Source organism: Ruegeria sp. CJ9 (genome assembly GCF_056536625.1).
Genome location: NZ_JBQFPY010000001.1, coordinates 864572 through 889810 on the forward strand (window position 1 = coordinate 864572; position 25239 = coordinate 889810).

Sequence of the window (25239 nt, forward strand, 5' to 3'; positions counted from 1 at the left end):
GACTTGAGGATTACCACCATTTGCCAGGCTTGGCCACAAACCCGGCGGCGTTTTCCAGCGCATAGGCCGTGTTGAGCAGATCGCCCTCTTCCCACGGGCGACCAATCAGCTGCAGACCCAGCGGCAGGCCCTGTTTGTCCAGACCGGCAGGCACAGAGATGCCCGGCAGACCGGCCAGGTTCACTGTCACCGTAAAGACGTCGTTCAGATACATCTGAACCGGGTCCGCCTCGGTCATTTCACCCAGGCCGAAAGCGGCCGACGGCGTTGCCGGGGTCAGGATCGCGTCGACACCTGCGGCGAAGACATCTTCGAAGTCTTTCTTGATCAGGGTACGGACGCGACGCGCGCGATTATAGTAAGCGTCGTAGAAACCTGCGGACAACACATATGTACCGACCATGACGCGGCGCTGCACTTCGTGACCAAACCCTTCGGCGCGGGTCTTTTCGTACATCTCGGTGATGCCGTCGCCCTGCGCCAACTGCGCGCGGCGGCCATAGCGGACACCGTCATAGCGCGCGAGGTTCGACGAGGCCTCAGCCGGTGCGATCACGTAGTACGCAGGCAGCGCGTATTTGGTGTGCGGCAGCGAGATATCGACGATCTCGGCCCCTGCCGCTTTCAGCATTTCGGCCCCTTCAGACCACAGCTTTTCGATCTCGGCGGGCATGCCATCCATGCGGTACTCTTTTGGGATACCGATTTTCTTGCCTTTGATGTCACCCGTCAGCATCGCCTCGAAATTCGGAACGGCCAATTCGGCGCTTGTCGAATCCTTGGCGTCGTGGCCGCACATGGTTTCCAACATGATCGCCGCATCACGTACGTTCTTGGTCATCGGACCGGCCTGATCCAGCGAGGATGCAAAGGCCACGATACCCCAGCGCGAACAACGACCATAAGTCGGCTTGATACCGGTAATGCCAACAAAGGCGGCAGGCTGACGAATCGAGCCGCCTGTATCGGTGCCTGTTGCGGCCAGGCACAGGTCGGCTGCAACAGCCGAAGCGGACCCGCCCGACGAGCCACCCGGTGTCAGCTTCGCGTCATCATTACCGCGACGCCACGGGCTGACCGCGTTGCCATAAACCGAGGTTTCGTTGGACGAACCCATGGCGAATTCGTCCATGTTCAGCTTGCCCAGCATCACGGCACCCGCATCGGCCAGTTGCTGCGACACGGTGGATTCGTATTCAGGCTTGAAGCCATCCAGAATCTTTGACGCGGCCTGCGAAGGCACGCCCTTGGTGCAGAACAGGTCCTTGATACCAATCGGTAGACCACACATTGACGGCGCGTCGCCACCCTTGATCCGCTCATCCGCCGCTTTGGCGCGTTCCAACGCAATCTCGGGCGTTTTATGGACAAAAGCGTTCAGCGCGTCCGCGTCATCAATAGCCTTAAGGCAGGATTCGGTCAGCTCGACCGAGGTCACATCACCCTTACGCAGCGCGTCGCGGGCCTCGGCCAGGCCAAGTTTGTTCAGATCGCTCATGTCTTACTCCACCACTTTGGGGACTGCGAAAAAGCCTTCGCGTGCGTCGGGGGCATTGGCCAGAACCTTGGCCTGCTGATTGCCGTCGGTGACCACATCCTCGCGACGTTTAAGGCGCATCGGCTCGACCGAGACCATCGGCTCGACGCCTTCGACATCGACCTCATTCAGTTGCTCGATGAACCCAAGGATTGTGTTGAACTCGGATGCCAGCGCGGGCAGCGCGTCATCCTCGACCTTGATCCGGGCCAGTTTGGCCACCTTGGCGGCGGTGCTTTGGTCAATCGACATCGGAAAACCTCATATGCGTTAGGGGGCATTTACCCGTCTGATGCCCGGGTCGCAAGTCCGCCGAAGAGCGGATGTGACGCTGTTTCCGTCGTCGGCGCGTCCAGCCATTCAAAACTGAATAACCAGTATACGCAAAAGTAAACCAATTAGTTCAGTTTTCGACTTGAAAAAGTGAACCAAACTGTTCACCTCATGATCCATGGCACAGCCAGAAACCGGAGAAAGAAAATGAAAACCTTCATTACCACAGCCCTTTTGACCGCAACCATTCTGAGCACCCCCGCCATGGCCTTCGGCCCTACGACGCAAACCCTGATCCCCGACGTCTCGTTCCCGACCCCCTCGCCCGAGACGGTGACACAGGATAGCGCCAAAGTCGGCAAATAAGGTGCCTTTTGCCGCCGGGCCAGAATCCCCCCGACTGGCCCGGCCAGGGTGCAATTGACTGCTGCATCCGATGAAACCAACCGCTACGATGGTGCGAACTAACCGGTCGGATTGCATCGTAAATCCGGCGAAACCCAACGGAGCGGAAGATGAGCGCACGCAAGCAAGCGGTTCTGGACGCAATAGATGCGGCCAACAGGCAAGACCCCACAATCGAAGATGGCCAACCCGCTGCCCTGCTGTACGGCCAGAGGATGAGCGCCGAGTTGGACCGGCTGTTTCCAGACGCGTCGGACCCATTGCAGATCGCGGCACGCGGTCAGCATGTGGAACGCTGGAAGCTGGCTCGCAGCGAATACCCCGAAGGCCGAACCGGATACCTGACCTGGCGCAAGGCACAGGCTGAACATCACGCCGAGATTGTCATGGGGCTGATGGAGCAAGCTGGATACAGCAAAGACGAGGCCGAATCCGCCGGTCGCATGCTGCGCAAACAGGGCATCAAGCGCGATGACGAGGTTCAGGCGCTAGAAGACGTCATCTGTTTCGTTTTCCTCAAGTGGTATTTCGCGCCTTTCGCGGAAAAACACTCGGCCGAGAAAATTCAACGCATTGTGGAGAAAACCGCGCGCAAGATGTCAGGCGACGGACGGACGCGGGTGCTGTCCGAATTTAACCTCCCGGAACATCTGGCCGCCGCGTTTCAGGTCTGAGACACGCGCGCCAGATGCCTACGATAGACCTCGATCATCCATCCCAGCATGGTGGCGTTCAGGATGTGCCACATAAAATGCGTGCCCAGCGGCACCTGCGCACAAATGGGGTCATCGAGCGCACGAAATGCAATCGAGACGATAAGGATCACCGCCCCGATGGCCAGTCCCTGCGCTGTATCCGGCGCCCGATTGCGCAGCAGGAATGCATAAATCAGGATCAGCAGCGGAACCGGAGCGTAAGCCGCTGATCCGCCCAGCCCCGGAACAAGTTGGAACACGGGCACGGTCAGCGCCGCGTAAGGTATGAACAGGGCCGTCAAGATTGCAGCGATCATCGGTCTAAACCGCCAGACATCCCGGTTGATGGCAAAGATATAGACCAGAATGTACAGCAGGATCGGCACGACATCCGCCATGGCCGCCCAGGTCTGCGCATGGGTATGGAACAGAAAACTGCCAACACCGATGGTGGCCAGAATGACCACAAGCGCCATTGCCAGCGGCATCCCCCGCCCCTGAACGCGCCGCCACATAACAAACGCCGCGATCAGAAACGCCGCGTTTGTCACAGCGTTGATCGGCTCGGCCCAATAGGCGGGCGACAGACGCTCGCAATAGCCGTCAATTTCCTGAAACCAGTCCATGCACTTTTACATAGCCGATGCTAGGTTGATGCCAACAGTATGATCAGGAGGATTTTTTCAATGAATATCATCTGGCTGGGCCACGGTAGTTTCCGTATTGAAACCGGTGGGCAGGTGCTGTTGATCGACCCGTGGCTGACCGGTAACCCGGTGTTGTCCGAGGACCACCATGACAAAGCGCTGGATGGTGCGACGCACATTCTGCTGACGCACACACATTTCGATCACGTCGCAGACGTGGTGTCGCTGGCCAAGCATCTGAAGGTTCCCGTGGTCGGCCAATACGACCTGATGGGGTATTGGAGCGAGACCGAAGGGCTGGAAACCGTCGGCTTCAACAAAGGCGGCACAGTGGATTTGAACGGGGTCAAGGTATCCATGGTGCCTGCCTCGCACAGCTCGACCTTTTCAACGCCGGACGGCCTGCGGACCGGAGGCAGCGAGGTCGGCTTCATGATCGCCTCGGAAGATCACATGCTTTACGTGTCAGGGGACACCGACATCATGGCGGATATGGAGTGGATGGGCGATTACTACAAACCCGACATCGGCATCCTGTCAGCAGGCGGACATTTCACCATGGACATGAAGGGCACGGCCTATGCGGCCAGACGGTATTTCAACTTCAAGACGGTGATTCCCTGTCACTACAAAACTTTCCCAATTCTGGAACAGTCTGCTCAGGCGCTGATTGATGGGTTGCCGGGGGTGGACGTGATCGAACCTGAGTTGATGAAACCTATCACTCTTTAATATCACGGCGTGCAGCGAAGAAGGCTCTCAGAAGATCGGCGGCTTCTTGGGCTGCGATGCCATCGTAAATCTCGGGGACATGGTGCGCCTGTGTGTGGGTGAAAACCCGCGCTCCATGGGCCACACCGCCAGATTTCGGATCGGCAGCCCCATAATAAATGCGCCGGATACGCGCCGCGGCCAAAGCTGCCGCGCACATGGCGCAGGGTTCCAGCGTGACGTAAAGGTCGTGATCCGGCAGCCGTTCGGACCCGGCCTCGGCGCAGGCTGTGCGCAGGGCCAAAATCTCGGCATGGGCAGTGGGGTCGTTCATTTCGCGTGTCCGGTTGCCCGCCGCAGCCACGATCCGGCCGTCAGGCGCGACAATTACGGCCCCAACCGGAACCTCTCCGCGATCTGCCGCAGCGCGCGCCTCGACCAACGCCTTATCCATATGTGATTTGAACGTCATGCCTCTGACTGCATCAGAAACCTGTCTTTCGCAAGCGGGCGGGATGCGCTATGGGCTGCGGATGACAAAAACCCCTCCTCCCGGCGACCGGATCGCCAAAGTGCTGGCCCGCGCGGGCGTTGCCTCGCGCCGTGAAGCGGAACGCATGATCGAAGCTGGCCGCGTGGCAGTGAATGGTAAGCTTATTGATAGCCCAGCCCTAAACGTAACCGCCAAAGACAAGATCGTCGTCGACGGCAAACCTGTGTCGGAACCTGAACCCTCGCGTCTGTGGCTGTATCACAAGCCGTCCGGTCTGGTGACAACGACCCGCGACGAAAAAGGCCGCGCCACCATTTTCGACAACCTGCCCGAGGACATGCCCCGCGTCATGAGCGTGGGGCGGCTGGACCTGAATTCCGAAGGGTTGCTGCTGCTGACCAATGACGGCGGCATCAAACGCAAGCTTGAGCTGCCTTCGACCGGTTGGCTGCGCAAATACCGCGTTCGTGTGAATGGCCGCCCCAAGGACGAAGACTTTGCACCGCTGCGCAGGGGGCTTGTGATCGACGGAGAACGCTTTCTGCCGATGGACGTGTCTCTGGACCGCCAGCAAGGCGCAAACGCATGGCTGACCATCGGCCTGCGCGAAGGCAAGAACCGTGAGATTCGCCGCGCAATGGAGGATATCGGCTATGCCGTGAACCGCCTGCTACGGGTATCTTACGGACCGTTCCAGCTGGGCAGTCTGAAACCCGGCGAGGTTGAAGAGATCCGCCGCCGCGTTATGCGCGACCAACTGGGTCTGGACGCTGAGCCCGAATCCAAACCCAAACGCCCTGCTCGTCCGCAACGAAAACGACCGCCGGTCGGCAAGAAATCTCGCAAGTGACGCGGGTTTAGCAACCTTCCCCCTAGCGCCAAGCCCACGTATCGCCTAAATTTTCCGTAAGTTATTCCACGGGGGAACGCCATGTCAGGGACCGGAGTGCAAAAACTGGCCTATGCGGCCCTTCTTGTGCTGATGTTTGGTGTTTGCTCCGGCGTGCTGGGGGGCCTGTAGCGCATGGCTAAGCGGTATGGCGGAAAATTCAGCCCCGAAGGCGGCAGCTCTGACGACGACCAACCGCAGCGCGGGCAATTTCATGGCGCGCGCGTCGAACCGGCAGGTGCGCGGGCCAATATCCTGTTTCTGCCTGCCATTCCCCTGGTGTTTCTGTCGCTGAACGATGGTGCAGTCGGGATGACGATTGGGCTGGTCGCCGCTGGCCTGCTGACCGCCGCTGCCTTTCTGTTGCGCGAAGGGTTGCGCGCCGAGGCCGAATTTAACACACGTCGCACCGCGCGACGCCCGGCCTTTCCACGCAAGATTTTCGCTAGCGTGTTGACCGGTATTGGTGTCGCTGTGGCCGCGTACCGGACGGAATACCTAGATGCCGAAACTGCTGCTCAGGCCGGCCTGCTGGCCCCGATCCTGTTCGGGGTGGTGGCAACGGTCCTGCATTCAGTGTCCTTCGGTCTGGACCCGATGAAAGACAAGGGCATGGAAGGGATCGATACCTTTCAGCAAGACCGCGTGGCCCGTGTGGTTGAAGATGCCGAAACCCATCTGACAGAGATGACCGACGCCATCAAACGTGCGGGCGACCGCCGGATCGAGGCGCGCGTCGAACGGTTTCAGGACACCGCCCGCGATCTGTTTCGCACGGTCGAAGAAGACCCGCGCGATTTGGCCGGTGCCCGCAAATACCTGACTGTCTACCTGCAGGGTGCCCGTGATGCGACCGTGAAGTTTGCCGATGTCTATGCACGCACGCGGGATGCGCAGGCATTGGCTGACTATTCGTCCCTGCTGGACGATCTGGAACAGAATTTCGCGGCCCGCACCCGCAAGATGCTATTGGATGACCGCAGTGATCTGACGGTTGAAATTGACGTGTTGCGCGAACGGCTGCAGCGCGAAGGCGTCCGGTTGGACTAACCGGCCCATTTTTTGAGAAAGGATTACTCCATGTCCGATGAGATCAAGAACAAGGCGGTCGAAGCAGAAACGCTGGTACAGGAAGTGACCGCCGTTGCGTTGCCTGAACCCACGGCCGAAGTCATCTCGCTGGAAGACGCAGACGACCCTGTCGGCGCTGAAATCCGCAAACGCATGGACGAGCTGGATATGAGCAACACGAATTCGATCGTATCATTCGGTTCGTCCGCTCAGGCAGAATTGCAGGAAATCAGCCAGGCCATGCTGGCAGATGTGCGCAACAAGGATGTGGGGCCCGCTGGTGACAGCCTGCGCGATATCGTCACCTCGATCCGGGGCTTTTCGGTCAGTGAACTGGATGTGCGCCGTGAACGCAGCTGGTGGGAAAAGCTGATCGGCAAAGCTGCGCCCTTCGCCAAGTTTACCGCACAATACGAAGAAGTTCAGAGCCAGATCGACAGGATCACTGACGACTTGCTGGGTCATGAACACACGCTGTTGAAAGATATCAAGTCACTGGACTTGCTGTATGAAAAGACCCTTGGGTTTTACGATGAGCTGGCGCTTTATATCGCGGCGGGTGAGGAAAAGCTGACTGAACTGGACAGCCAGGATATCCCTGAAAAAGAGGCTGAGGTTCAGGCTGCGCCCGAGGATCAACAAGTGATGAAAGCGCAGGAGCTGCGCGACATGCGCGCTGCGCGGGACGATCTGGAACGCCGCGTGCATGACTTGAAACTGACGCGGCAGGTGACAATGCAATCGTTGCCCTCGATCCGGTTGGTTCAGGAGAACGACAAGTCGTTGGTGACCAAGATCAATTCGACGCTGGTTAATACTGTACCACTGTGGGAAACCCAGCTGGCCCAAGCCGTGACCATCCAACGCAGCGCCGAGGCCGCCTCGGCCGTGCGCGATGCAAATGACCTGACCAACGAATTGCTGACTTCGAATGCTGCGAACTTGCGTGAATCGAACAAGATGATCCGCGAGGAAATGGAACGCGGCGTGTTCGATATCGAAGCGGTCAAACAAGCCAATGCCGACCTTATCGGCACCATCAATGAAAGTCTGGCCATTGCCGACGAGGGCAAGGCCAAGCGTGCCGCCGCCGAGCAAGAGCTTCAGAAGATGGAGGCCGAACTGCGCGATACGCTGGCCGCAGCCAAAGCCCGCAAGGATGGTATTGGCGACAATGCCGGTACGGCAGTACCGGGTTGACGGCGGGCGAAGGGTGCGGTTTTCGGGATATCTGAAGCCGGTCATGGGCTTTCTATTGCTATTGGCTCTGGTCAATTGCGATGAAACGCTGACATCCTCTGTCGTTCCGCAACCGCGCCCAGAGGCACTGGCGCCTGCCGCCAATGCCTATGTCCCCCCATCCGCTGCCAGTCAGGACCTGGCCCGGTTCTATCAGCGGGTCGAGCGAGATCTGCTGACCCGCGGTTTGCTGCGAACAGACGGAGGAGGCCCTGACACACCGTATGACGCTGATGATTTAGCTCGCAATTTTGGCAAAATTGCTTTCATCAACGAACACTCCGGCAAATCCGCCGCATTTGTCAGCGGCCCGAGCGAGATTAAGTTAAATCGCTGGAAGAGCCCAATCCGCATCAGGACTGAGTTTGGTCCGAGTGTTTCTATGGAAAGCCGCGAAGCTGATCGGCAAACCATTCAAAACTATGCCAAACGGCTGCAAAAAGCGACCGGGCACAACGTTCGAAGTGTAAATGGTGACGGGAACTTTCTTGTTTTCATAGCAGGTCAGGACGACGTGGCTTACGCTCAGGATAGATTAAAATCACTTGTTCCGGGTATCCCTGATGACAGGTTGAATTTGCTGAGGACGCTGGACCGGCCGTTTTATTGTTTTGTCTTTACGTTTTCCGGCCAAGAGGACACCAATACCGTAATCCGTGCCGTAGCTTACATACGTGCAGAACTACCCAATCTGCTGCGGTTGAGTTGCATCCACGAAGAAATTGCGCAGGGACTTGGCCTTCCAAACGACAGCCCCGCAGCGCGGCCTTCGATTTTCAACGACGATGATGAGTTTGCGCTGCTGACCAGCCATGACGAAAAACTACTGACCATGCTTTACGACCCGCGCCTTCAGCCCGGGGTGACGGCGGATGACGCCCGCCCCGTGGTGCGGATCATTGCACGCGAATTGATGGGCCAGCAGCTCTGAGCCCAAGGAAAGGAGACCCCAAATGGGTATTTTCGATTTTCTGACCGGAGAATTTATTGATGTCATTCACTGGGTCGACGACACCCGAGATACGATGGTCTGGCGGTTCGAGCGTGAGGGCCATGAAATCAAGTACGGCGCTAAACTGACGGTGCGCGAAGGTCAAGCCGCCGTGTTCGTGCATGAAGGGCAGTTGGCGGATGTGTTCACGCCGGGTCTCTATATGCTTGAGACCAACAATATGCCGATCATGACGACCTTGCAGCACTGGGATCATGGCTTTCAGTCGCCCTTCAAGTCCGAGATCTATTTCGTCAATACGACCCGGTTCAATGACCTGAAATGGGGCACCAAGAACCCGATCATGCTGCGGGACCCCGAATTCGGCCCGACGCGCATCCGGGCTTTTGGCACTTATACAGTACGGGTAAAGGATGCCGCGAAGTTCCTGATCGAGATCGTGGGCACCGACGGTGAATTCACGATGGATGAGATCAGCTTTCAGATTCGCAACATCATCGTGCAAGAATTCAGCCGAGTAATCGCCGGATCAGGCATTCCGGTTCTGGACATGGCCGCAAACACCGCCGATCTGGGCAAGCTGATTGCAGCCGAGGTTTCCCCAGTGCTGGATGGCTACGGCCTGGAGATGCCGGAATTCTACATTGAAAATATCTCACTTCCGCCTGCAGTTGAGGCGGCCCTGGACAAACGGACCTCAATGGGGTTGGCGGGCGATCTTGGCAAATTCACTCAGTATTCCGCCGCCGAGGCGATGACAGCCGCGGCCAACAACCCCGGTCAGGGCGGCGGTATGGGCGCCGGTCTCGGCATGGGTATGGGAATGGCGATGGCGCAACAGATGTCGAATATGGCAGCGGGTCAACCCAGCGGCCCGTGGGGCAGTTCCGCCCCCGCTGCACCGCAACCGGCAGCACATGCCGCACCGCCACCTCCACCTCCGGTCGAACATGTGTGGCATATCGCGGTGGACGGGCAAACCAGTGGGCCGTTCTCAAAAGCCAAGATGGGACGTATGGCAACGGACGGAGAGATCACCCGCGACACCCATGTCTGGACCGCCGGTCAGGACGGTTGGAAAAAGGCCGGAGACGTGCAGGAACTGGCGCAGCTGTTCACCATCCTGCCGCCGCCACCGCCTGGAGCCTAATGCGCCAGTCACCGGCGTAAGAATAAGGCTACACGATGAACGAAGAACACAGATTTCCCTGCGAGCAATGCGGCTCAGACTACCGATTCAACCCCGGCGATGGCAGCCTGACCTGTGACCATTGCGGGCATTCCGAAGCGATTGGCGCAGGCCCCTGGGGCGGTGCCAGTTTGAAAGAACTGGATTTCAACGCCGCCATCGCGGAACAGCTTCCGGACAGCGAGATCGAGGAAACGCGTGTTCTGTCCTGCCCCAATTGCGCGGCTCAGGTCGAGTTCGACCCCGCCACCCATGCCGCCGAATGCCCGTTCTGCGCGACACCCGTAGTAACGGATACCGGCGTCAACCGGCATATCAAACCGCGCGGTGTGCTGCCCTTTGCGCAGGATGAACGCACGGCGCACAAGGCGATGGGGGATTGGCTGGGACGGCTCTGGTTCGCGCCCAACGGGTTGAAAGAATATGCCCGCAAAGGTCGCAAAATGCAGGGCATCTATGTGCCGTATTGGACCTTTGATGCGGACACCACGTCCAACTATCGCGGTGAGCGGGGCGTTGTTTATTACGAGACCCGCACCGTTATGCGCGACGGAAAGCGCGTACAACAGCAAGTGCCCAAGGTGCGGTGGTCTCCGAAATCCGGGCGGGTCGCGCGATTCTTTGACGACGTGTTGGTGTTGGCATCACAGTCTTTGCCCAAAAGCTATACCGACGCATTGGAGCCCTGGGACCTGCCGGCGTTGGAACCTTATCAGCCAGAATATCTGGCCGGATTCCGCGCCGAGGCCTACACTGTGGAACTGCAGGAGGGCTACACCGAGGCCCGCGGGTACATGGCGCGGGTGATCGAACGCGACGTGCGCTTTGATATCGGTGGCGACCGTCAGCGGATACACGCGATTGACACCGATGTGCGAAACGTGACCTTCAAACATATCCTGCTGCCGGTCTGGATGGCGGCCTACAAATACCGTGGGCAGACCTATCGGTTCGTCGTGAACGGACGCACAGGCCGCGTTCAGGGAGAGCGCCCCTGGTCCGCCATCAAGATCACCATTGCCGTTTTACTTGGCCTGCTTGTGGCGGCAGGCGTCGGGTATCTGATGGCAACCGGCCAACAATGATAGAGCTGTCGGCAAGCCAAGAAATCAGTCGATGTTAGCGCTTGAACTTCCCGCTTCGTAACGCCATCCTCCACGGCGTCGACGCCTAACGGGAGAGGCCAGAGTGACACTATCCGATCTGAACCGGTTGCTGGCCTCGCGGTATTCCTGCCGGGCCTTTCGCCCCGATCCGGTGCCCAAGGAACAGATCAAACAAATCCTGAACAGCGCCGCGCGTGTGCCTAGCTGGTGCAACGCTCAACCCTGGCACGTCACTATCACCAGCGGCGCAGAAACAGACCGGTTTCGCACGGCAATACAGGCCGAGGCCGCAACGGGCACCCCCTGCCCCGACATTCCCTTTCCAACCTCTTATTCCGGTGTATACCAAGATCGCCGTCGAACCTGTGGTTGGGCTTTGTACGAGGCTGTCGGGGTTGAGCGCGGTGACCGCACTGCTTCGGCCAGGCAGATGATGCAGAATTTCTCTCTGTTCGGGGCACCCCATTGCGCCATCGTCACAAGCCCGGCTGAGCTTGGTACCTATGGCGCGCTGGATTGCGGCGGGTTCATCACCGCATTTTCACTGGCCGCGCAGGCGCTTGGCATCGCCACAATCCCGCAGGCCGCACTTGCCACCTACAGCCCGTTCCTGCGCAGGTATTTCGATATCCCGGAAGACCGGTTGATTTTATGCGCGATTTCCTTTGGCTATGCGGATACAGATCATCCCGCCAACGGCTTTCGCACCGACCGCGCCGATCTGAGTGAGATCGTAAACTGGGTCGGATGACAAGCACACCAAGCGGAGAACGATTTTGCGCGCTGTTCTACAACGAGTTTCACGAGCCAACGTCTCGGTCGACGGTCAGGTGATCGGTCAGACCGGACCGGGGTTGATGATTTTGATCTGTGCCATGCAAGGCGACGATGAAGCCAAGGCAGATCAGCTTGCCGCCAAGGTCTCCAAGCTGCGCATCTTCAAGGATGACGCCGGAAAAATGAACCGGTCCGTGAAAGATATCGAAGGGTCCGCGCTGGTGATCAGCCAGTTCACGCTGGCGGCCGATACCTCTCGCGGGAACAGGCCGGGATTTTCCGAAGCCGCCGCACCGGATGTCGGCAAACATTTGTATGAGGTCTTTGCCCAGCGGTTGCAGGGGCATGGTGTGCCGGTAGAGACCGGACAATTCGGTGCTGATATGGCCGTGGAACTGGTCAATGACGGGCCCGTCACGATTTGGATGGAAAGCTGATGGACAGGAAAGAACAGGCAATTCGCATCTGGCAGGCCGGAGTCGATGCTGTGGGTGGCCACGTAGCAACCACCAAGGTTTTGCAGGACGTCCCCGAACCCGATCACATATTGGCGGTCGGCAAACCCGCCGCGTCCATGGCTCGTGCGGCCCTTGAGCATTTCGGCCCGCGCCCAACACTGGTTGTCACCAAGGATGACCACGGGCGTGATCTGCCGGATTATGTGACTGTGATCGAAGCCTCGCACCCCGTTCCGGACGCGCGCAGCCTTCAGGGTGGTCAGGCATTGCGCGAGGCGGTTGAGGTAATGAAGCCGGGCTCGCATCTGTTGTTGCTGGTTTCGGGCGGGGCATCCTCGCTGGCCGAGGATTTGCTGCCGGGTAAGACATTGGATGATCTGGAACAGCTGAACAAAAAACTGCTGTCCGAAGGGCTGGACATCACCACGATGAATGCGGAACGGCGCAAGCTGTCGCGGATCAAAGGGGGCGGATTGCTGTCCCATTTCCAGGGCGACAGGGCGACCGTTCTGGCGATTTCGGATGTACCGGGCGATGATCTGAATGTTGTCGGGTCTGGCATCGGAGCGCTGCCGGGTAAGGTTGACTTTGCGGCGACGACTCAGATCGTGGCCTCAAACGCCCACGCCCGCGCAGCCGCTGCTGAATTGGCAAAAGACGACGGCATCCCGGTACACGCCAACGAAGAATGCCTGCACGATGATTTCCTGAAAATTGCCGAAGCGCTTGGCGAACGTATCCGCACCATGCCCAAAGGGGCATTGATCTTCGGCGGTGAACCAACCGTCGTACTACCCGACAATCCGGGGCGCGGCGGGCGCAATCAGGCGCTGGCACTGGCACTCGCGCGCGAGATTGCAGGGTACGACGGAATCACGGTGGTAGTCGGCGGCACCGACGGCACAGACGGGCCGACGCAAGCCGCCGGAGCTGTCGTCGACGGCACCACTTGGGGCGACGGCGCCGAGTTGGCGTTACAACAGGCAGACAGCGGCAGCTATCTGGATCGCGTTGGCGCCTTGCTGGTGACGGGTCCGACCGGAACAAACGTGATGGACTTGCTTGTCGCGATCCGCACATGATTTGACGGTTTTCGGACTGCCCGGGTTATAAAACACCCGGACAATATCTGAATGACGCCGCCCTCAAACGCGCTACACAACATGCAAGACCTTTCCAACGTAGGCACTAGTGTGCGCGATGATTGTCGCCGGTCGGCCCGCGTGTCTCGCCCCTCGCATGCTCTGAAAACCTCTGCCCCCGCCATTTTTGGCATTCTGCTTTTTGAGAAACGCGACGGCGTCTCGATATGGGATACGCTGGCCCCTTTGCAGTTCGCGAAACACGGCTGTGGTCACATTCGTTTGGATATGCGCGGCAATGACAGCAGTGAAGACCTGATAAGAAAAGTTTACACCCGCCAAGCGCTAGGCAACAATAGGTGGCGCTGCTCGGTCTGGGAAAGGTTCGGGGCAATCAAAGCCATGAATAATGCCGCCGCAGGCAGGAAATCAGTCGGCTTGGTATCGATTTGAGAAAAGGGACGTCTTGCGAATTGCAGGAAGAAGAACCGACATTCTACCCTTTGGCAGAAATGAAAGCCTTTGATGGTGAATGCTTGCTATCAACAAAGCAGGTGGAGGATACCAATTCACGCGATCAAATATAAATCATTCGCCGGATTGAGACAGACATTTACCCTTGCTCGGCTGACCGAAATGCGCCTACTTTGACTCATGCGTCAATAAAAAGCCCGCAAAGGGCTAGTAATCCAATCAACTGGGAGATCTTTGAATGAACGAACAACTCACTCACATGACCAAGCAGGTCACAGCGGGCAAGCTGACCCGCCGCGAATTCATGGGGAAAGCGGCGGCTCTGGGTGTCACCGCAGCGATGGCAAGCACCATGTTTGCAGATGCCGCGCGTGCGGCAGGCCCGAAAAAAGGCGGTGATCTGAAGTTCGGTCTTCAGGGCGGTGAATCCACCAACTCGCTTGACCCAGCAACCTATGCAAGCTCGGTGCCATTCCAGAACGGCAAGCAATTTGGTGACCAGCTGGTAGAGGTTGCACCCGACGGTTCGATCGAACCTCGTCTGGCAGAAAGCGTAGAAGGCAGCGCGGATGCCAAAGTCTGGACCTTCAAACTACGTCAGGGCGTCGAATTCCACAACGGCAAGACCATGACCAGTGAAGACGTGCTGAAGACCATGGAGCGCCACTCAAACGAAGATTCGAAGTCCGGTGCTCTGGGCATCATGAAAGGCATCGAGTCAATGAAGGCCGATGGCGATAACTTCCAAGTCACCCTGACAGAACCAAACGCCGACCTTCCCTATCTAATGGCCGACTATCACCTGATCATTCAGCCAGACGGCGGTATGGAGAACCCAGGTGCGGGTATCGGCACTGGACCATACAAGGTAGAAGTGGATGAGCCCGGTGTACGTCACCTGTACACGAAGTTTGAAAACCACTGGAATCCCGACTTCGGAAATTTCGACAGCGTCGAAGTAATTGTCATCAACGATGCGACCGCCAGAACGGCTGCTCTCCAGGGTGGGCAGGTTCACGCGATCAACCGCGTTGAGCCGAAGGTTGCTGACTTGCTGGGTCGTGCACCGAATTTGACCGTACATTCGACGGCGGGACGCGGGCACTATGTGTTCATCATGCACTGCGACACCGCGCCGTTCGACAACAACGAACTACGTCTGGCACTGAAACACGCCATTGACCGTCAGGACTTAGTCGACAAGGTTCTGCGCGGGTACGGCACAGTTGGTAACGATATGCCTGTAAACGCGGCATACCCGCTGTTTGATGGTTCAATTCCTCAGCGCGAGTTCAGCCTTGAGAAAGCGGCTGAGCATTACAAGAAGTCGGGCCATGACGGTTCGCCGATCATCTTGCGCGTTGCAGATGGCGCCTTCCCAGGTGCCGTGGATGCTGCGGCCCTGTTCCAGCAAACAGCAGCACAGGCCGGTATCCCTCTGGAAATCAAGCGCGAACCCAACGATGGCTACTGGTCCGAAGTCTGGAACGTGCAGCCCTTCTGTGCTTCCTACTGGGGCGGTCGTCCGGTGCAGGATCAGATGTACTCAACCGCTTATCTGTCTAGTGCTGATTGGAACGATACCCGTTTCAAGGTTCCAAAATTCGACGAGATGTTGTTTGCGGCGCGCGCTGAGTTGGACAACGACAAACGCAAGGACATCTACAGCAAGATGGGCATGATGGTCCGTGACCAAGGCGGCCTGATCTGCCCAATGTTCAATGACTTTGTCGAAGGCGTCACTAATCAGCTGGAAGGTTGGGAAAACGATCCGACCCAAGAGATGATGAATGGCAACATGTCGCGCAAGATGTGGTTCTCCTGATAGGGCCCACGGATAATGCATCCTATCATTAAATTGGTTTCCCAGCGCCTTGCGCTGGGATTCCTGCTTCTCTTCGGTGCATCGGCTCTGATATTCGGCCTCACCGAAGCCCTTCCTGGGGACGCTGCGCAAGCGGTCCTAGGCCAAGCTGCAACCCCCGAGGCGCTGGCAAACCTGCGCGAGGAAATGGGCCTCAACCGGCCCGCCCTGACCCGTTATTTCGAATGGCTGGGCGGCATTGTTCAGGGTGATCTTGGTCAATCCCTGACCAATAAACTGGATATTGCTGACTCTATTGGCAGTCGTCTGGGCAACACGCTGTTTCTGGCCTTCTGGGCCGCCGTTGTATCGGTTCCGCTGGCCATCTTTCTGGGCCTGCTGGCCGTGCGTTATCGCAACCGCTGGCCGGACAAGCTGATTTCAGCGGTTACACTCACAACCATCTCGATCCCCGAGTTTCTGATCGGTTACGTGCTGGTCTATTTCGTTGCCGTTAAGCTGGGCATGTTCTCGCCGCTGGCGATGATCAATGACAGCATGTCCTTTTGGCAAAAGCTGAATTCGATCGCTCTGCCCGTTATCGTTCTGACGCTCGTTGTTCTGGCGCATATGATGCGCATGACCCGCGCCGCGATCCTGAACGTGATGCAGTCTGCATACGTCGAAACCGCAGAGCTGAAGGGTCTGAGCAATTTTCAAGTTATCTATCGCCACGCCTTCCCGAACGCCGTCGCGCCCATCGTCAACGTGGTGATGCTGAACCTGGCCTATCTGGTCGTCGGCGTCGTCGTGGTTGAGGTGGTGTTCGTCTATCCCGGAATGGGGCAGTACCTTGTGGACCACGTGACCAAGCGTGACGTTCCGGTGGTTCTGGCCTGCGGCGTCATCTTTGCCGCGATCTATATCGGACTGAACATGATTGCAGACATTGTTGCCATTCTGGCCAACCCAAGGCTGAGGCATCCGAAATGAAGAACATCCCTATCTCTGCAATGATCGGGCTGGCCTTTACAGCCCTGTACTTCATCATCGCCCTCCTCGCCCCTCTGCTGGCTCCTTATGGCATGGCAGAGGTCGTGGGAGATGTATGGGAGCCGTCCAGCTCGCAATTCTGGCTGGGTACCGACAACATTGGCCGCGATCTTCTTAGCCGGATGATCTATGGCGGGCGCACGACGATCTTTATCGCCACGGCGGCCACGATCCTTAGCTTCGTGACCGGGTCCATCCTTGGTTTCCTGGCCGCGGTGCTGGGTGGTTGGGCCGATCAGGTCATGTCGCGCGCGGTGGATTTGATCATGTCGATCCCGACACTGATCTTTGCGCTGGTTGTTCTGGCCATGGTGCCGGTGACAATCCCGGTTCTGATCCTTGTCATGGGCCTGTTGGACGCCACCCGTGTCTATCGTCTGGCCCGCGCCGTTGCCGTGGATATTGCGGTCATGGACTATGTCGAGGCCGCGCGCCTACGTGGTGAGGGCCAGGTCTGGGTCATCTTCCGTGAAATCCTGCCCAACGCCCTGTCGCCGCTGGTTGCGGAACTGGGCCTGCGGTTCATCTTCATGGTTCTGTTTGTCTCGACCCTGTCGTTCCTGGGTCTGGGCGTTCAGCCGCCGTTGGCGGACTGGGGCGGCATCGTGAAGGAAAACAAGGATGGCATCGTCTATGGCATCGGCGCAGCGCTTTACCCTGCTGTCGCCATCGCAACGCTGGCGATCTCGGTCAATCTTGTGGCTGACTGGGTCCTGAACCGTACCACATCGCTGAAAGGAGGCCGGGGATGACAGAAGCCCTTCTTAAGGTCCGCGACCTCAAAATCGGCGCGACCGTCTACCCGCCGGGTGAAAAACCCCATGACATCGAAATCGTGCACGGGGTCAGCTTTGACCTCGCGCCTGGCAAGGTGCTGGGGTTAATTGGCGAATCCGGTGCCGGTAAATCGACCATCGGCCTGGCCTCGATGGCTTATGGCCGGGGTGGCGTGGAAATCACCGGTGGTGAGGTTTGGGTCAACGGGCGCGATATCCTCAAGACATCCCATGGCGATATCCGCAAGCTGCGCGGGGGTGAAGTCACATATGTGTCCCAATCCGCCGCAGCCTCCTTCAATCCCGCTAAAAAGATCATGGATCAGGTGGTTGAAGCCGCGGTCGAACAGAAAAAGTTCAGCCGCAAAGAGGCCGAAGGCCGCGCCCGGGAACTGTTCGCCAAGCTGGGTCTGCCCGATCCGGATAACATTGGTGATCGCTATCCGCACCAGGTCTCGGGCGGTCAGCTGCAGCGCTGCATGACGGCGCTGGCGCTATGCCCCGAACCTGATCTGGTGGTGTTCGACGAACCCACCACCGCGCTGGACGTGACGACTCAGATCGACGTTCTGATGGCCATTAAAGAGGCCATTGCAGACACCGGCGTTGCCGCGCTTTACATCACCCATGACCTTGCGGTCGTGGCGCAGGTAAGTGACGACATCATGGTGCTGCGGATGGGCAATACGGTCGAGTATGGCAATACCGACCAGATCATCAACAACCCGCAGGAAGAGTATACGCAGGCTCTGGTCTCGGTCCGCTCGATCGAGCACGAAGAAAAGAAACCCACACCAGATCCCGTGCTGAGCGTCGACGGCATCACCGCGCGCTACAAAGGGTTGAATTTCGATGTGCTGCACAACGTAAATGTCGAGCTTCATCCGGGGCAAACGCTGGCTGTTGTGGGCGAATCCGGTTCGGGCAAGTCCACGCTGGCGCGAGTAATCACCGGCCTGCTGCCGCCGCGCGATGGTGAGATCACCTTTGCCGGTCGCAAGCTCAGTGGCGATCTGAAAGGCCGTACCCGCGAAGACCTGCGCGAGTTGCAGATGATCTATCAGATGGCTGACGTGGCGATGAACCCACGCCAGACCGTCGGCACGATCATCGGGCGTCCGTTGGAGTTCTACTTCAACATGCGCGGCGCGGAAAAGCGCAAGCGGATCATCGAACTGCTGGATGAGATCGAGCTGGGCGAAAAGTTCATGGATCGCTATCCGGCCGAGCTGTCCGGTGGTCAGAAACAGCGTGTCTGTATCGCGCGGTCGCTGGCAGCCAAGCCCAAGATGATCATCTGTGATGAGGTCACCTCGGCGCTTGATCCACTTGTGGCGGACGGCATCCTCAAGCTGTTGCTTGACCTGCAAAAGATCGAGGACGTGGCCTATCTGTTCATCACCCACGATCTGGCGACGGTTCGAGCGATCAGCGACAGCATCGCGGTGATGTATCAGGGCCGCGTGGTCCGCTATGGTCCCAAAAGCCAGGTGCTGAGCCCACCGTTCGACGATTATACCGACCTGCTGCTCAGTTCGGTGCCCGAGATGCATCTGGGTTGGCTGGAAGAGGTTGTCGCCCATCGCAAGATGGAGAGTGCGGGGAACTGACCCGGTTCGCGACAGGTTGAAAAAACTGAAAATCCCGGCGCTTTGTCTGATGACAGGTGTCGGGATTTTGCTATTGGGGGCGGGAACAGGCAGCCCATATGCAACGAATCCCCTAGGGTCGCCTGAGGGACTTTAAGAAAGGGTCAGGGAATGGACCGAAAACTCCTCCTCATCATTCTAGACGGTGTTCCGTGGCGCAATTTTCGCCGCCTGTTCGGTAATCTGGAAGGGTGGGTCGACAGTGGCGAGGCGCAGGTTTGGAAGCATCGCGCGGTGCTGCCATCGATCTCGGCCAGTTGCTATGCCTCGATCCACACCGGCGTCACGCCGCAGGAACATGGCTGTACCGGCAACGGCAACGTCTTCCGCCTAAGCCACAAGGACGTCTTCAGCCAAGTCCGCGAAGCGAGCGGCGTGACCGGGGCGGTGACCCACAGCTTTTGGTCGCAATTCTTCAACCGTCACCCGTTCGATTATGTCCGTGACGTCGAATATGACGAGCCCGAGAGCAAAACGATCAACCATGGCCGGTTCCACTCAATGACCGGCTACAGCAAAGTGAACCAGATGACGCCGTCGGACGTTGATCTGTTTGGCACTCTGACCAATCTGTGCCTGCGCTTTGGGCTGGATTACGGCGTCCTGCACACTTGCACGCTGGACAGTATGGGTCACCGGTTTCATCACGACTGCGAGGAAATGGACCACGCCTGTTTTGTCATGGACGAAATGCTGGCCCCTTTCATCCCGCGCTGGCGGCAACTGGGGTATGAGGTCATCGTGACCGCCGATCACGGTCAGGACGAACGTGGCCATCATGGCGGGCGCAGCCCGCTTCAGCAGGAAACTGCATTGTATTATTTCGGCGATGCCGAAGGCCCCGAGGCTGATGCGGTGATCGACCAGCTGCAACTGGCACCCACGATCCTGAACCGCATGGGCGCACCGATCGCCGAGACGATGAAAGCCAAGCCTTTCCTGAAGTAACGGATCAATCGTAGGGCCAGATCTGCTGGCCCAGCGCCTCGATCGCAACTGATATCCGTTCAAAACTGTCTGCAGCGCGTTTCACTGAGGTGCGCGCCCGCAGGTACCCGTGCACAAGGCCGGGCTCATTCACCCAATGCGCCCTCCCGCCCGCTTCGGTGATCTTAGTGCAATAGGCCAGGCCATCGTCGCGCAACGGATCGCAATCGGCGGTGACCACCACAGTAGGCGGCAGGCCCGAGAAATCTTGATCCTGCAGCGGCGCAAACGTGGGATCGTTCTGCGGCGCAGGTCCGCCACAGCGCACTTTTTCGTAGAACCGGATTTCTTCCAGCGTCAAAAGCGGTGCCTGGGCGTGCTCGATATATGACCCTGTGGATGTGTCCCCGCCCAGACCGGGATAAATTAGGACCTGCCCCAGCACTCCATCAAGCCGCCCCCGTGCGTGCTGCGCCACCGCGGCGGCCAGATTGCCACCCGCGCTGTCACCGGCCAAAATCAACGGGTCGCCGTATTGCTGCACCACCCAATTCGTTGCGGTCCAGCTATCCTGAAACTGTGCCGGGTGCACATGTTCGGGGCACAGGCGATAGTCTACGGCAAAAACCCGATACCCGGTCTGAACGCAAATCTCAGCACAAACGTCATCATGGCTATCCAGCCCACCAACGACGAAACCGCCGCCATGAAAATAGACGACGGTTCGGGTCGGATCTCCGGCGGTGTAAACCCGGACAGGCACGCCATTGGCGGACCTGTCCTGCACATCCAGACCTGCAGGCCGGGGTTGGCGAAAGTCCTGACACATCTTGTTGTAGACACGGCGCTGATCTTCGATCGAAAGGTCGACAGCGTCATCAGGATAGCTTTCAGCCGTTCGTCTAATGAACGCCCAAGTCTCTTCATCAATCAGACGTTCATAGTCCATTGTCCCTCCCGGTCAGGCAGCCCATTCCCATGGCCGGGTAAACGTTCCCAGCACCTTACCGACATCGTCGTCCGAGCAGCCGTTCGCGTCAAGCTGCGCGACAAGCCCGCGCTTTTTGTCGTCAAGCACGGATACGACGCGCGCGTCCAGCCCGGCCTCTTCCAGCGCGCCATTATAGATGCGGGTGATTGCCTGCTTGCGTAGTTCGGGTTTGAAGACCTTGCCCACGGCGGTTTTCGGCAATTCGTCCAGAATGGTCATGTGCTTGGGTCTTGCCGCACGTTCGTGAACATGCACGCCGCAATACTCCATCAATTCCTTCTCGGTCACACTGGCCCCGTCGACCAGTTCTACAAAGGCGCAGGGCACCTCGCCCGAATGCGCGTCGGGCTGACCAATAGCGCCGGCAAAGGCAACGGCATCGTGGCCCAGCAAAGCCTCTTCGATTTCGGCTGGGTCGATATTGTGGCCGCCGCGAATAATCAGGTCCTTGGCGCGGCCGGTGATCCACAGATACCCATCGTCGTCAAACCGACCCAGATCGCCTGTGCGCAGGTACTTGTCGAAATGGTACAGATCAACGTTCTTGTCCGCCTCGGTATAGGTGTTGCCGGCATAGACGCCGGGATTCGAGATACAGATTTCGCCGATCTCATCCGCGCCGCATTCCTTGGGACCGTCCGGCCCGTCCTGCAGGATTTTCACATCCGTATAGGGGAATGGAATCCCGATCGATCCGATTTTCTTTTCGCCATCCACCGGGTTGCACGACACTAGACAGGTTGCCTCGGTCAGTCCATAGCCTTCGACGATGGTCACACCCGTCGCTTCTTCGAACCGGCGGAACAGTTCGACCGGCAGCGGGGCCGAACCCGAGAAGGCTGTTTTCACGCTTGAGATATCGGCATCCACCGGGCGTTGCATCTTGGCGGCAATCGCGGTGGGGACGGTGATGATGAAACTGACCTTCCAGCGCTCGATCAACTTCCAGAAGTTATCAAACACGCCATCGCCCCGATACCCAGCAGGGGTCGGGAAGACCACATGCGCGCCCGACGACACCGCGGCCATCACGATCACATGCACAGCAAAGACATGGAACATGGGCAATGGGCACATGATCACGTCTTCGTCCGAGAACAACAGCGTGTTTCCAAGCCAGCCGTTGTAGATCAGGCCCGAGTATTTATGCTGCGCCACCTTGGGCATACCGGTGGTTCCGCCGGTGTGGAAATAGCAGGCGACACGATCTTCGGTGCTGTCCTCGAAGGTCAGCGTAGTAGGCTGTTTGGCCAGTTCCTTGTTGAAGCTCTTATAATCCGCATGCGCAAGATGTTCCTTGTCGCCCATCTTGGGACGCAGGAGCGGAACCAGCCAAGATTTCGGTGGCGTCAAATAGCGGTTGAGGTCGATCTCAAGAATGGTTTTGACGTTGGGCGCATGGCGCACGGCCTCTTCGACCTTTTGCGCCACATCGGCCTTGGGGAAGGATTTCAGCGTAACCACGACCTTGGCGCCGGTTTCGCGCAGGATCGCGGCTATCTGCTCGGGCTCCAGCAACGGGTTTATAGGGTTCACGATCCCCGCAATCGCGCCACCCATCATGGTGATCAGCGTCTCGTTACTGTTGGGCAGCACGTAGGCCACCACATCCTTTTCACCGACCCCGAGCGAGCGGAACAGGTTGGCGGCCTGGTTGACCTTACCCTGCAGCTCGGACCAGGTCAGCGTTTCAGCCTTGTCGGTCGGCCCGGACAAAAGCTGAAAACTGATCGCATTGCTGTTGGGGAACTTGCTTGCCGTGCGCGACAACAACTGATGGAAGGTGACCGGAACATCGCGGTCCTCCCACGGCATTTCCTGCTCCATCCTTGCCTTGTCTTCCAAACCCACAAAGGCCATATGACTCCTCCCTTATCTCTCCCGTGTCCGGCACGGGTTTTGTATCCACCGCCAAGATGGAAGCAAAACTGTGCATGATCAAGAAAGGGCTTAGCTGTGAAGCCCGGAAAGAGGTAGAATTACGCTGCGGAGCGAATTGCCCTGCCCCCGCGTCACTTTATTCTGCCGCCATGCCGTCGGTGAACTGCAGACGCGCCAATCTGGCATACAGGCCGTCCTGTGCCACCAGATCGTCATGGGTGCCCTGCGCCACGATACGGCCGGCCTCCATCACCACGATCCGGTCAGCCTTTTTTACCGTCGCCAGCCGGTGCGCCACGATCAACGTGGTGCGCCCGGCGCGCATCTGATCGACAGCGCCTTGAACCGCACGCTCGCTTTCGGCATCCAGCGCCGAGGTCGCCTCGTCCAACAGCAGTACCGGCGCGTCCCGCAGGATCGCACGAGCGATGGCGATACGTTGCTTTTGCCCGCCAGACAGCATCACACCCCGTTCACCAACGAAACTGTCGTAACCTTCGGGCAAAGCCGAAATGAAATCGTGTGCGGCGGCGGCCCGGGCGGCGGCCTCAACCTCGGCATTGGTGGCGTCCAGACGACCAAACCGGATGTTTTCACGCGCTGAAGAGGCAAAGATGATCGGGTCCTGAGGCACCAGCGCCATGTGGCGGCGGAACTCGGCCCGGTCGATGTCACGTAGATCGACGCCATCAAGACTGACCTGCCCCGAGACCGGATCATAAAACCGCTGGATCATCTGGATGACGGTTGTCTTCCCCGCCCCCGAGGGGCCGACAAATGCAACCGTCTCGCCGGGGTTAACCTGCAATGACAGATGTTCCAGCGTGACAACATCGGGGCGTGACGGATAGCGGAAGGTCACATCGTCAAAGCGGATCTCACCCCGAACCGGTAATGGCAGCGTCTTGGGATTGGACGGATCGGTGACGGTGTCCTGTGCATTCAGCAATTCCACCAGTCGTTCAGTTGCGCCTGCGGCGCGCTGCAATTCACTCCAGATTTCAGACAAGGCCGCCACAGAACCCGCCATGATAATCGAATAGATCACGAACTGGATCAGTACGCCTTCGGTCATCACGCCGTTGCGGACATCATTTGCGCCCATCCACAACACACCGACAATGCCCGAAAAAACCAAAAAGATGACGATAACGGTCAGAACCGCGCGCGTCTGAATACGCCGCAGCGAAACGACATAGGACGTTTCCGTCATATCCGCGAATTGCTTGCGGCTGGCCTGTTCATGAGTAAAGGCTTGCACCGTTTGCACCGCGCTCAGTGCCTCACCAGCATTACCGGACGAGGCTGCGATCCAGTCCTGATTTTCGCGGCTGATCACCCGCAGGCGGCGCCCCAGCACCAAAATCGGCACCACCACCACCGGGATCAACAACAAAACCAAACCTGTCAGCTTGGCCGATGTCAGCAGCATCAACACCAGCCCGCCGAAGAACAACAACATGTTGCGCAGCGCGATGGACACAGACGAGCCAAGCACTGACTGGATCAGCGTCGTGTCGGTGGTTATCCGGCTCAGGACCTCGCCGGTCATGATACGTTCGTAGAATTCGGGGCTCATTCCGATGACGCGGTCGAACACGGCCTCGCGGATATCGGCGACCACCCGTTCGCCCAGCCGGGTCACCAGCGCATAGCGCAGGCCGGTGCCCACGGCCAGAACCCCGGCGATGCCCAGCGCGGCCAGAAAGTACCACTCTAACAACTCGCCATCTTCGATGCGGAAATTGTCAACCACACGGCGCACGGCCAGTGGCAGGGCAAGGGTCATGCTTGCCGTCAGCACCAACGCCAGTGTCGCCCCGGCCATCAACATCCGATAGGGGCGCATGAAGGGCCACAACGACGCCAGAACGCCAATTTTCTTGGACCGGGCGCGCTCTTCACTGGCGCCGGGTGCGGGTTGTTGTGCTGGACTGGCTGGGGCGGTTCTTGCCATGCGTGGCCCTTAGTTCAAATTCGCAATCAGGTGGTCGCTTCTTGGCGGCAGCAGACGGCGGGGTCAAGCAGCGCGTCACCAATTCACAGCCTGTAAGGGCCATTTGACGCAGAATTTCGGGGCTGATTTGGAGCGGGCGGCGGGAATCGAACCCGCTTCATCAGCTTGGAAGGCTGAGGTAATAGCCAGTATACGACGCCCGC

At 58.5% G+C, this 25239-nt stretch carries 24 protein-coding genes, 1 tRNA gene and 1 pseudogene; 18 read left to right on the forward strand and 8 right to left on the reverse strand.

All coding sequences use genetic code 11. The annotated features are described in order from the left end of the window. Positions 1-10: 10 nt before the first annotated feature. Positions 11-1498 (reverse strand): Asp-tRNA(Asn)/Glu-tRNA(Gln) amidotransferase subunit GatA, encoded by a 1488-nt coding sequence (gatA, locus tag ACR0AJ_RS04335; protein ID WP_480662406.1) that lies wholly within the window; start codon positions 1496-1498, stop codon positions 11-13. 3 nt (positions 1499-1501) lie between these two features. Next, the gene (gene gatC, locus ACR0AJ_RS04340) at positions 1502-1789 is read right to left on the reverse strand and encodes an Asp-tRNA(Asn)/Glu-tRNA(Gln) amidotransferase subunit GatC (RefSeq protein WP_058280141.1); all 288 of its coding nucleotides are present in this window, start codon (positions 1787-1789) and stop codon (positions 1502-1504) included. Positions 1790-2017: 228 nt separating this feature from the next. Between gatC and ACR0AJ_RS04345 the strand changes: the two genes are divergently transcribed. Next, positions 2018-2176, forward strand: a complete 159-nt coding sequence (locus ACR0AJ_RS04345; RefSeq protein ID WP_170347943.1) for a hypothetical protein — start codon at positions 2018-2020, stop codon at positions 2174-2176. A 149-nt stretch (positions 2177-2325) separates the two neighbouring features. After that, entirely contained in the window at positions 2326-2889 is a 564-nt protein-coding gene (locus ACR0AJ_RS04350) for a DUF4202 domain-containing protein (RefSeq protein ID WP_480646070.1), read from the forward strand. On the opposite strand, the gene ACR0AJ_RS04355 is transcribed toward ACR0AJ_RS04350, so the two are convergent. Then, entirely contained in the window at positions 2880-3536 is a 657-nt protein-coding gene (locus ACR0AJ_RS04355; protein ID WP_170360414.1) for a ceramidase domain-containing protein, read from the reverse strand. The two genes, ACR0AJ_RS04350 and ACR0AJ_RS04355, sit on opposite strands and share 10 nt — an antisense overlap. A 60-nt stretch (positions 3537-3596) precedes the next feature. On the opposite strand from ACR0AJ_RS04355, the gene ACR0AJ_RS04360 reads away from it, so the two are divergent. After that, positions 3597-4289: a metal-dependent hydrolase gene (locus ACR0AJ_RS04360; protein ID WP_170395542.1), complete on the forward strand. Its 693-nt coding sequence runs from the start codon at positions 3597-3599 to the stop codon at positions 4287-4289. On the opposite strand, the gene ACR0AJ_RS04365 is transcribed toward ACR0AJ_RS04360, so the two are convergent. Beyond that, positions 4279-4740: a nucleoside deaminase gene (locus ACR0AJ_RS04365; protein WP_170347939.1), complete on the reverse strand. Its 462-nt coding sequence runs from the start codon at positions 4738-4740 to the stop codon at positions 4279-4281. The two genes, ACR0AJ_RS04360 and ACR0AJ_RS04365, sit on opposite strands and share 11 nt — an antisense overlap. 61 nt (positions 4741-4801) lie before the next feature. Between ACR0AJ_RS04365 and ACR0AJ_RS04370 the strand changes: the two are divergent. The 15 genes and pseudogenes from ACR0AJ_RS04370 to ACR0AJ_RS04440 form a co-directional block, all read left to right on the forward strand. Then, positions 4802-5608: pseudogene (locus ACR0AJ_RS04370) on the forward strand (pseudouridine synthase); the annotation flags it as partial. A 177-nt stretch (positions 5609-5785) separates the two neighbouring features. Then, a complete protein-coding gene (locus tag ACR0AJ_RS04375; RefSeq protein ID WP_170395538.1) occupies positions 5786-6700 on the forward strand; it encodes a 5-bromo-4-chloroindolyl phosphate hydrolysis family protein in 915 nt (304 codons plus the stop codon). Positions 6701-6730: 30 nt separating this feature from the next. Further along, positions 6731-7921 carry a toxic anion resistance protein gene (locus tag ACR0AJ_RS04380; RefSeq protein ID WP_170347936.1) on the forward strand — a complete coding sequence of 397 codons (1191 nt, stop codon included), beginning with the start codon at positions 6731-6733 and terminating at the stop codon, positions 7919-7921. Positions 7922-7964: 43 nt separating this feature from the next. Further along, entirely contained in the window at positions 7965-8891 is a 927-nt protein-coding gene (locus ACR0AJ_RS04385) for a DUF2927 domain-containing protein (protein WP_480740172.1), read from the forward strand. A 22-nt stretch (positions 8892-8913) separates the two neighbouring features. Then, positions 8914-10062 (forward strand): SPFH domain-containing protein, encoded by a 1149-nt coding sequence (locus ACR0AJ_RS04390; RefSeq protein WP_170360424.1) that lies wholly within the window; start codon positions 8914-8916, stop codon positions 10060-10062. 35 nt (positions 10063-10097) lie between these two features. After that, complete coding sequence (locus tag ACR0AJ_RS04395) at positions 10098-11186, forward strand: TFIIB-type zinc finger domain-containing protein (protein ID WP_170347934.1); 1089 nt, start codon at positions 10098-10100, stop codon at positions 11184-11186. Between the two features lie 103 nt (positions 11187-11289). After that, positions 11290-11958: a nitroreductase gene (locus ACR0AJ_RS04400; protein WP_480740173.1), complete on the forward strand. Its 669-nt coding sequence runs from the start codon at positions 11290-11292 to the stop codon at positions 11956-11958. 25 nt (positions 11959-11983) lie between these two features. Beyond that, the gene (gene dtd, locus ACR0AJ_RS04405; protein WP_170347932.1) at positions 11984-12421 is read left to right on the forward strand and encodes a D-aminoacyl-tRNA deacylase; all 438 of its coding nucleotides are present in this window, start codon (positions 11984-11986) and stop codon (positions 12419-12421) included. Further along, on the forward strand, positions 12421-13524 hold the full coding sequence (locus ACR0AJ_RS04410; protein WP_170347931.1) for a glycerate kinase type-2 family protein: 1104 nt from the start codon (positions 12421-12423) through the stop codon (positions 13522-13524). The genes dtd and ACR0AJ_RS04410 overlap by 1 nt, the downstream gene beginning before the upstream one ends. A gap of 51 nt (positions 13525-13575) precedes the next feature. Further along, complete coding sequence (locus tag ACR0AJ_RS04415; RefSeq protein ID WP_170347930.1) at positions 13576-13977, forward strand: hypothetical protein; 402 nt, start codon at positions 13576-13578, stop codon at positions 13975-13977. A gap of 259 nt (positions 13978-14236) precedes the next feature. Continuing rightward, positions 14237-15823 (forward strand): ABC transporter substrate-binding protein, encoded by a 1587-nt coding sequence (locus ACR0AJ_RS04420; protein ID WP_480740174.1) that lies wholly within the window; start codon positions 14237-14239, stop codon positions 15821-15823. Positions 15824-15838: 15 nt separating this feature from the next. Next, the gene (locus ACR0AJ_RS04425; RefSeq protein ID WP_170347928.1) at positions 15839-16795 is read left to right on the forward strand and encodes an ABC transporter permease; all 957 of its coding nucleotides are present in this window, start codon (positions 15839-15841) and stop codon (positions 16793-16795) included. Next, a complete protein-coding gene (locus tag ACR0AJ_RS04430) occupies positions 16792-17607 on the forward strand; it encodes an ABC transporter permease (RefSeq protein ID WP_170347927.1) in 816 nt (271 codons plus the stop codon). Before ACR0AJ_RS04425 ends, ACR0AJ_RS04430 begins: the two co-directional genes overlap by 4 nt. Next, positions 17604-19241, forward strand: a complete 1638-nt coding sequence (locus tag ACR0AJ_RS04435) for an ABC transporter ATP-binding protein (RefSeq protein WP_170347926.1) — start codon at positions 17604-17606, stop codon at positions 19239-19241. Before ACR0AJ_RS04430 ends, ACR0AJ_RS04435 begins: the two co-directional genes overlap by 4 nt. A 150-nt stretch (positions 19242-19391) precedes the next feature. Then, a complete protein-coding gene (locus ACR0AJ_RS04440; RefSeq protein WP_170347925.1) occupies positions 19392-20228 on the forward strand; it encodes an alkaline phosphatase family protein in 837 nt (278 codons plus the stop codon). Between the two features lie 4 nt (positions 20229-20232). Here ACR0AJ_RS04440 and ACR0AJ_RS04445 read toward each other — a convergent pair whose 3' ends face one another. From ACR0AJ_RS04445 to ACR0AJ_RS04460, 4 genes are all read right to left on the reverse strand, one after another. Next, positions 20233-21156 (reverse strand): alpha/beta hydrolase, encoded by a 924-nt coding sequence (locus ACR0AJ_RS04445; protein ID WP_480740176.1) that lies wholly within the window; start codon positions 21154-21156, stop codon positions 20233-20235. Positions 21157-21168: 12 nt separating this feature from the next. Continuing rightward, complete coding sequence (locus ACR0AJ_RS04450) at positions 21169-23058, reverse strand: acyl-CoA synthetase (protein WP_480740177.1); 1890 nt, start codon at positions 23056-23058, stop codon at positions 21169-21171. A 157-nt stretch (positions 23059-23215) separates the two neighbouring features. After that, a complete protein-coding gene (locus ACR0AJ_RS04455) occupies positions 23216-25036 on the reverse strand; it encodes an ABC transporter transmembrane domain-containing protein (RefSeq protein ID WP_480687154.1) in 1821 nt (606 codons plus the stop codon). Between the two features lie 128 nt (positions 25037-25164). Continuing rightward, a tRNA-Gly gene (locus ACR0AJ_RS04460) sits at positions 25165-25239 on the reverse strand.

Bases quoted from the DNA above. Each gene is read 5' to 3' on its own strand.
- ACR0AJ_RS04350 (WP_480646070.1), top strand. From the start codon at position 2,326: ATGAGCGCACGCAAGCAAGCGGTTCTGGACGCAATAGATGCGGCCAAC.
- ACR0AJ_RS04345 (WP_170347943.1), top strand. From the start codon at position 2,018: ATGAAAACCTTCATTACCACAGCCCTTTTGACCGCAACCATTCTGAGC.
- ACR0AJ_RS04425 (WP_170347928.1), top strand. From the start codon at position 15,839: ATGCATCCTATCATTAAATTGGTTTCCCAGCGCCTTGCGCTGGGATTC.
- ACR0AJ_RS04430 (WP_170347927.1), top strand. From the start codon at position 16,792: ATGAAGAACATCCCTATCTCTGCAATGATCGGGCTGGCCTTTACAGCC.
- ACR0AJ_RS04395 (WP_170347934.1), top strand. From the start codon at position 10,098: ATGAACGAAGAACACAGATTTCCCTGCGAGCAATGCGGCTCAGACTAC.
- ACR0AJ_RS04360 (WP_170395542.1), top strand. From the start codon at position 3,597: ATGAATATCATCTGGCTGGGCCACGGTAGTTTCCGTATTGAAACCGGT.
- ACR0AJ_RS04385 (WP_480740172.1), top strand. From the start codon at position 7,965: ATGGGCTTTCTATTGCTATTGGCTCTGGTCAATTGCGATGAAACGCTG.
- ACR0AJ_RS04440 (WP_170347925.1), top strand. From the start codon at position 19,392: ATGGACCGAAAACTCCTCCTCATCATTCTAGACGGTGTTCCGTGGCGC.
- ACR0AJ_RS04375 (WP_170395538.1), top strand. From the start codon at position 5,786: ATGGCTAAGCGGTATGGCGGAAAATTCAGCCCCGAAGGCGGCAGCTCT.
- gatA (WP_480662406.1), bottom strand. From the start codon at position 1,498: ATGAGCGATCTGAACAAACTTGGCCTGGCCGAGGCCCGCGACGCGCTG.
- ACR0AJ_RS04445 (WP_480740176.1), bottom strand. From the start codon at position 21,156: ATGGACTATGAACGTCTGATTGATGAAGAGACTTGGGCGTTCATTAGA.
- ACR0AJ_RS04410 (WP_170347931.1), top strand. From the start codon at position 12,421: ATGGACAGGAAAGAACAGGCAATTCGCATCTGGCAGGCCGGAGTCGAT.
- ACR0AJ_RS04415 (WP_170347930.1), top strand. From the start codon at position 13,576: ATGACGCCGCCCTCAAACGCGCTACACAACATGCAAGACCTTTCCAAC.
- ACR0AJ_RS04420 (WP_480740174.1), top strand. From the start codon at position 14,237: ATGAACGAACAACTCACTCACATGACCAAGCAGGTCACAGCGGGCAAG.
- ACR0AJ_RS04380 (WP_170347936.1), top strand. From the start codon at position 6,731: ATGTCCGATGAGATCAAGAACAAGGCGGTCGAAGCAGAAACGCTGGTA.
- gatC (WP_058280141.1), bottom strand. From the start codon at position 1,789: ATGTCGATTGACCAAAGCACCGCCGCCAAGGTGGCCAAACTGGCCCGG.
- ACR0AJ_RS04355 (WP_170360414.1), bottom strand. From the start codon at position 3,536: ATGGACTGGTTTCAGGAAATTGACGGCTATTGCGAGCGTCTGTCGCCC.
- ACR0AJ_RS04365 (WP_170347939.1), bottom strand. From the start codon at position 4,740: ATGACGTTCAAATCACATATGGATAAGGCGTTGGTCGAGGCGCGCGCT.
- ACR0AJ_RS04435 (WP_170347926.1), top strand. From the start codon at position 17,604: ATGACAGAAGCCCTTCTTAAGGTCCGCGACCTCAAAATCGGCGCGACC.
- ACR0AJ_RS04455 (WP_480687154.1), bottom strand. From the start codon at position 25,036: ATGGCAAGAACCGCCCCAGCCAGTCCAGCACAACAACCCGCACCCGGC.
- ACR0AJ_RS04390 (WP_170360424.1), top strand. From the start codon at position 8,914: ATGGGTATTTTCGATTTTCTGACCGGAGAATTTATTGATGTCATTCAC.
- ACR0AJ_RS04450 (WP_480740177.1), bottom strand. From the start codon at position 23,058: ATGGCCTTTGTGGGTTTGGAAGACAAGGCAAGGATGGAGCAGGAAATG.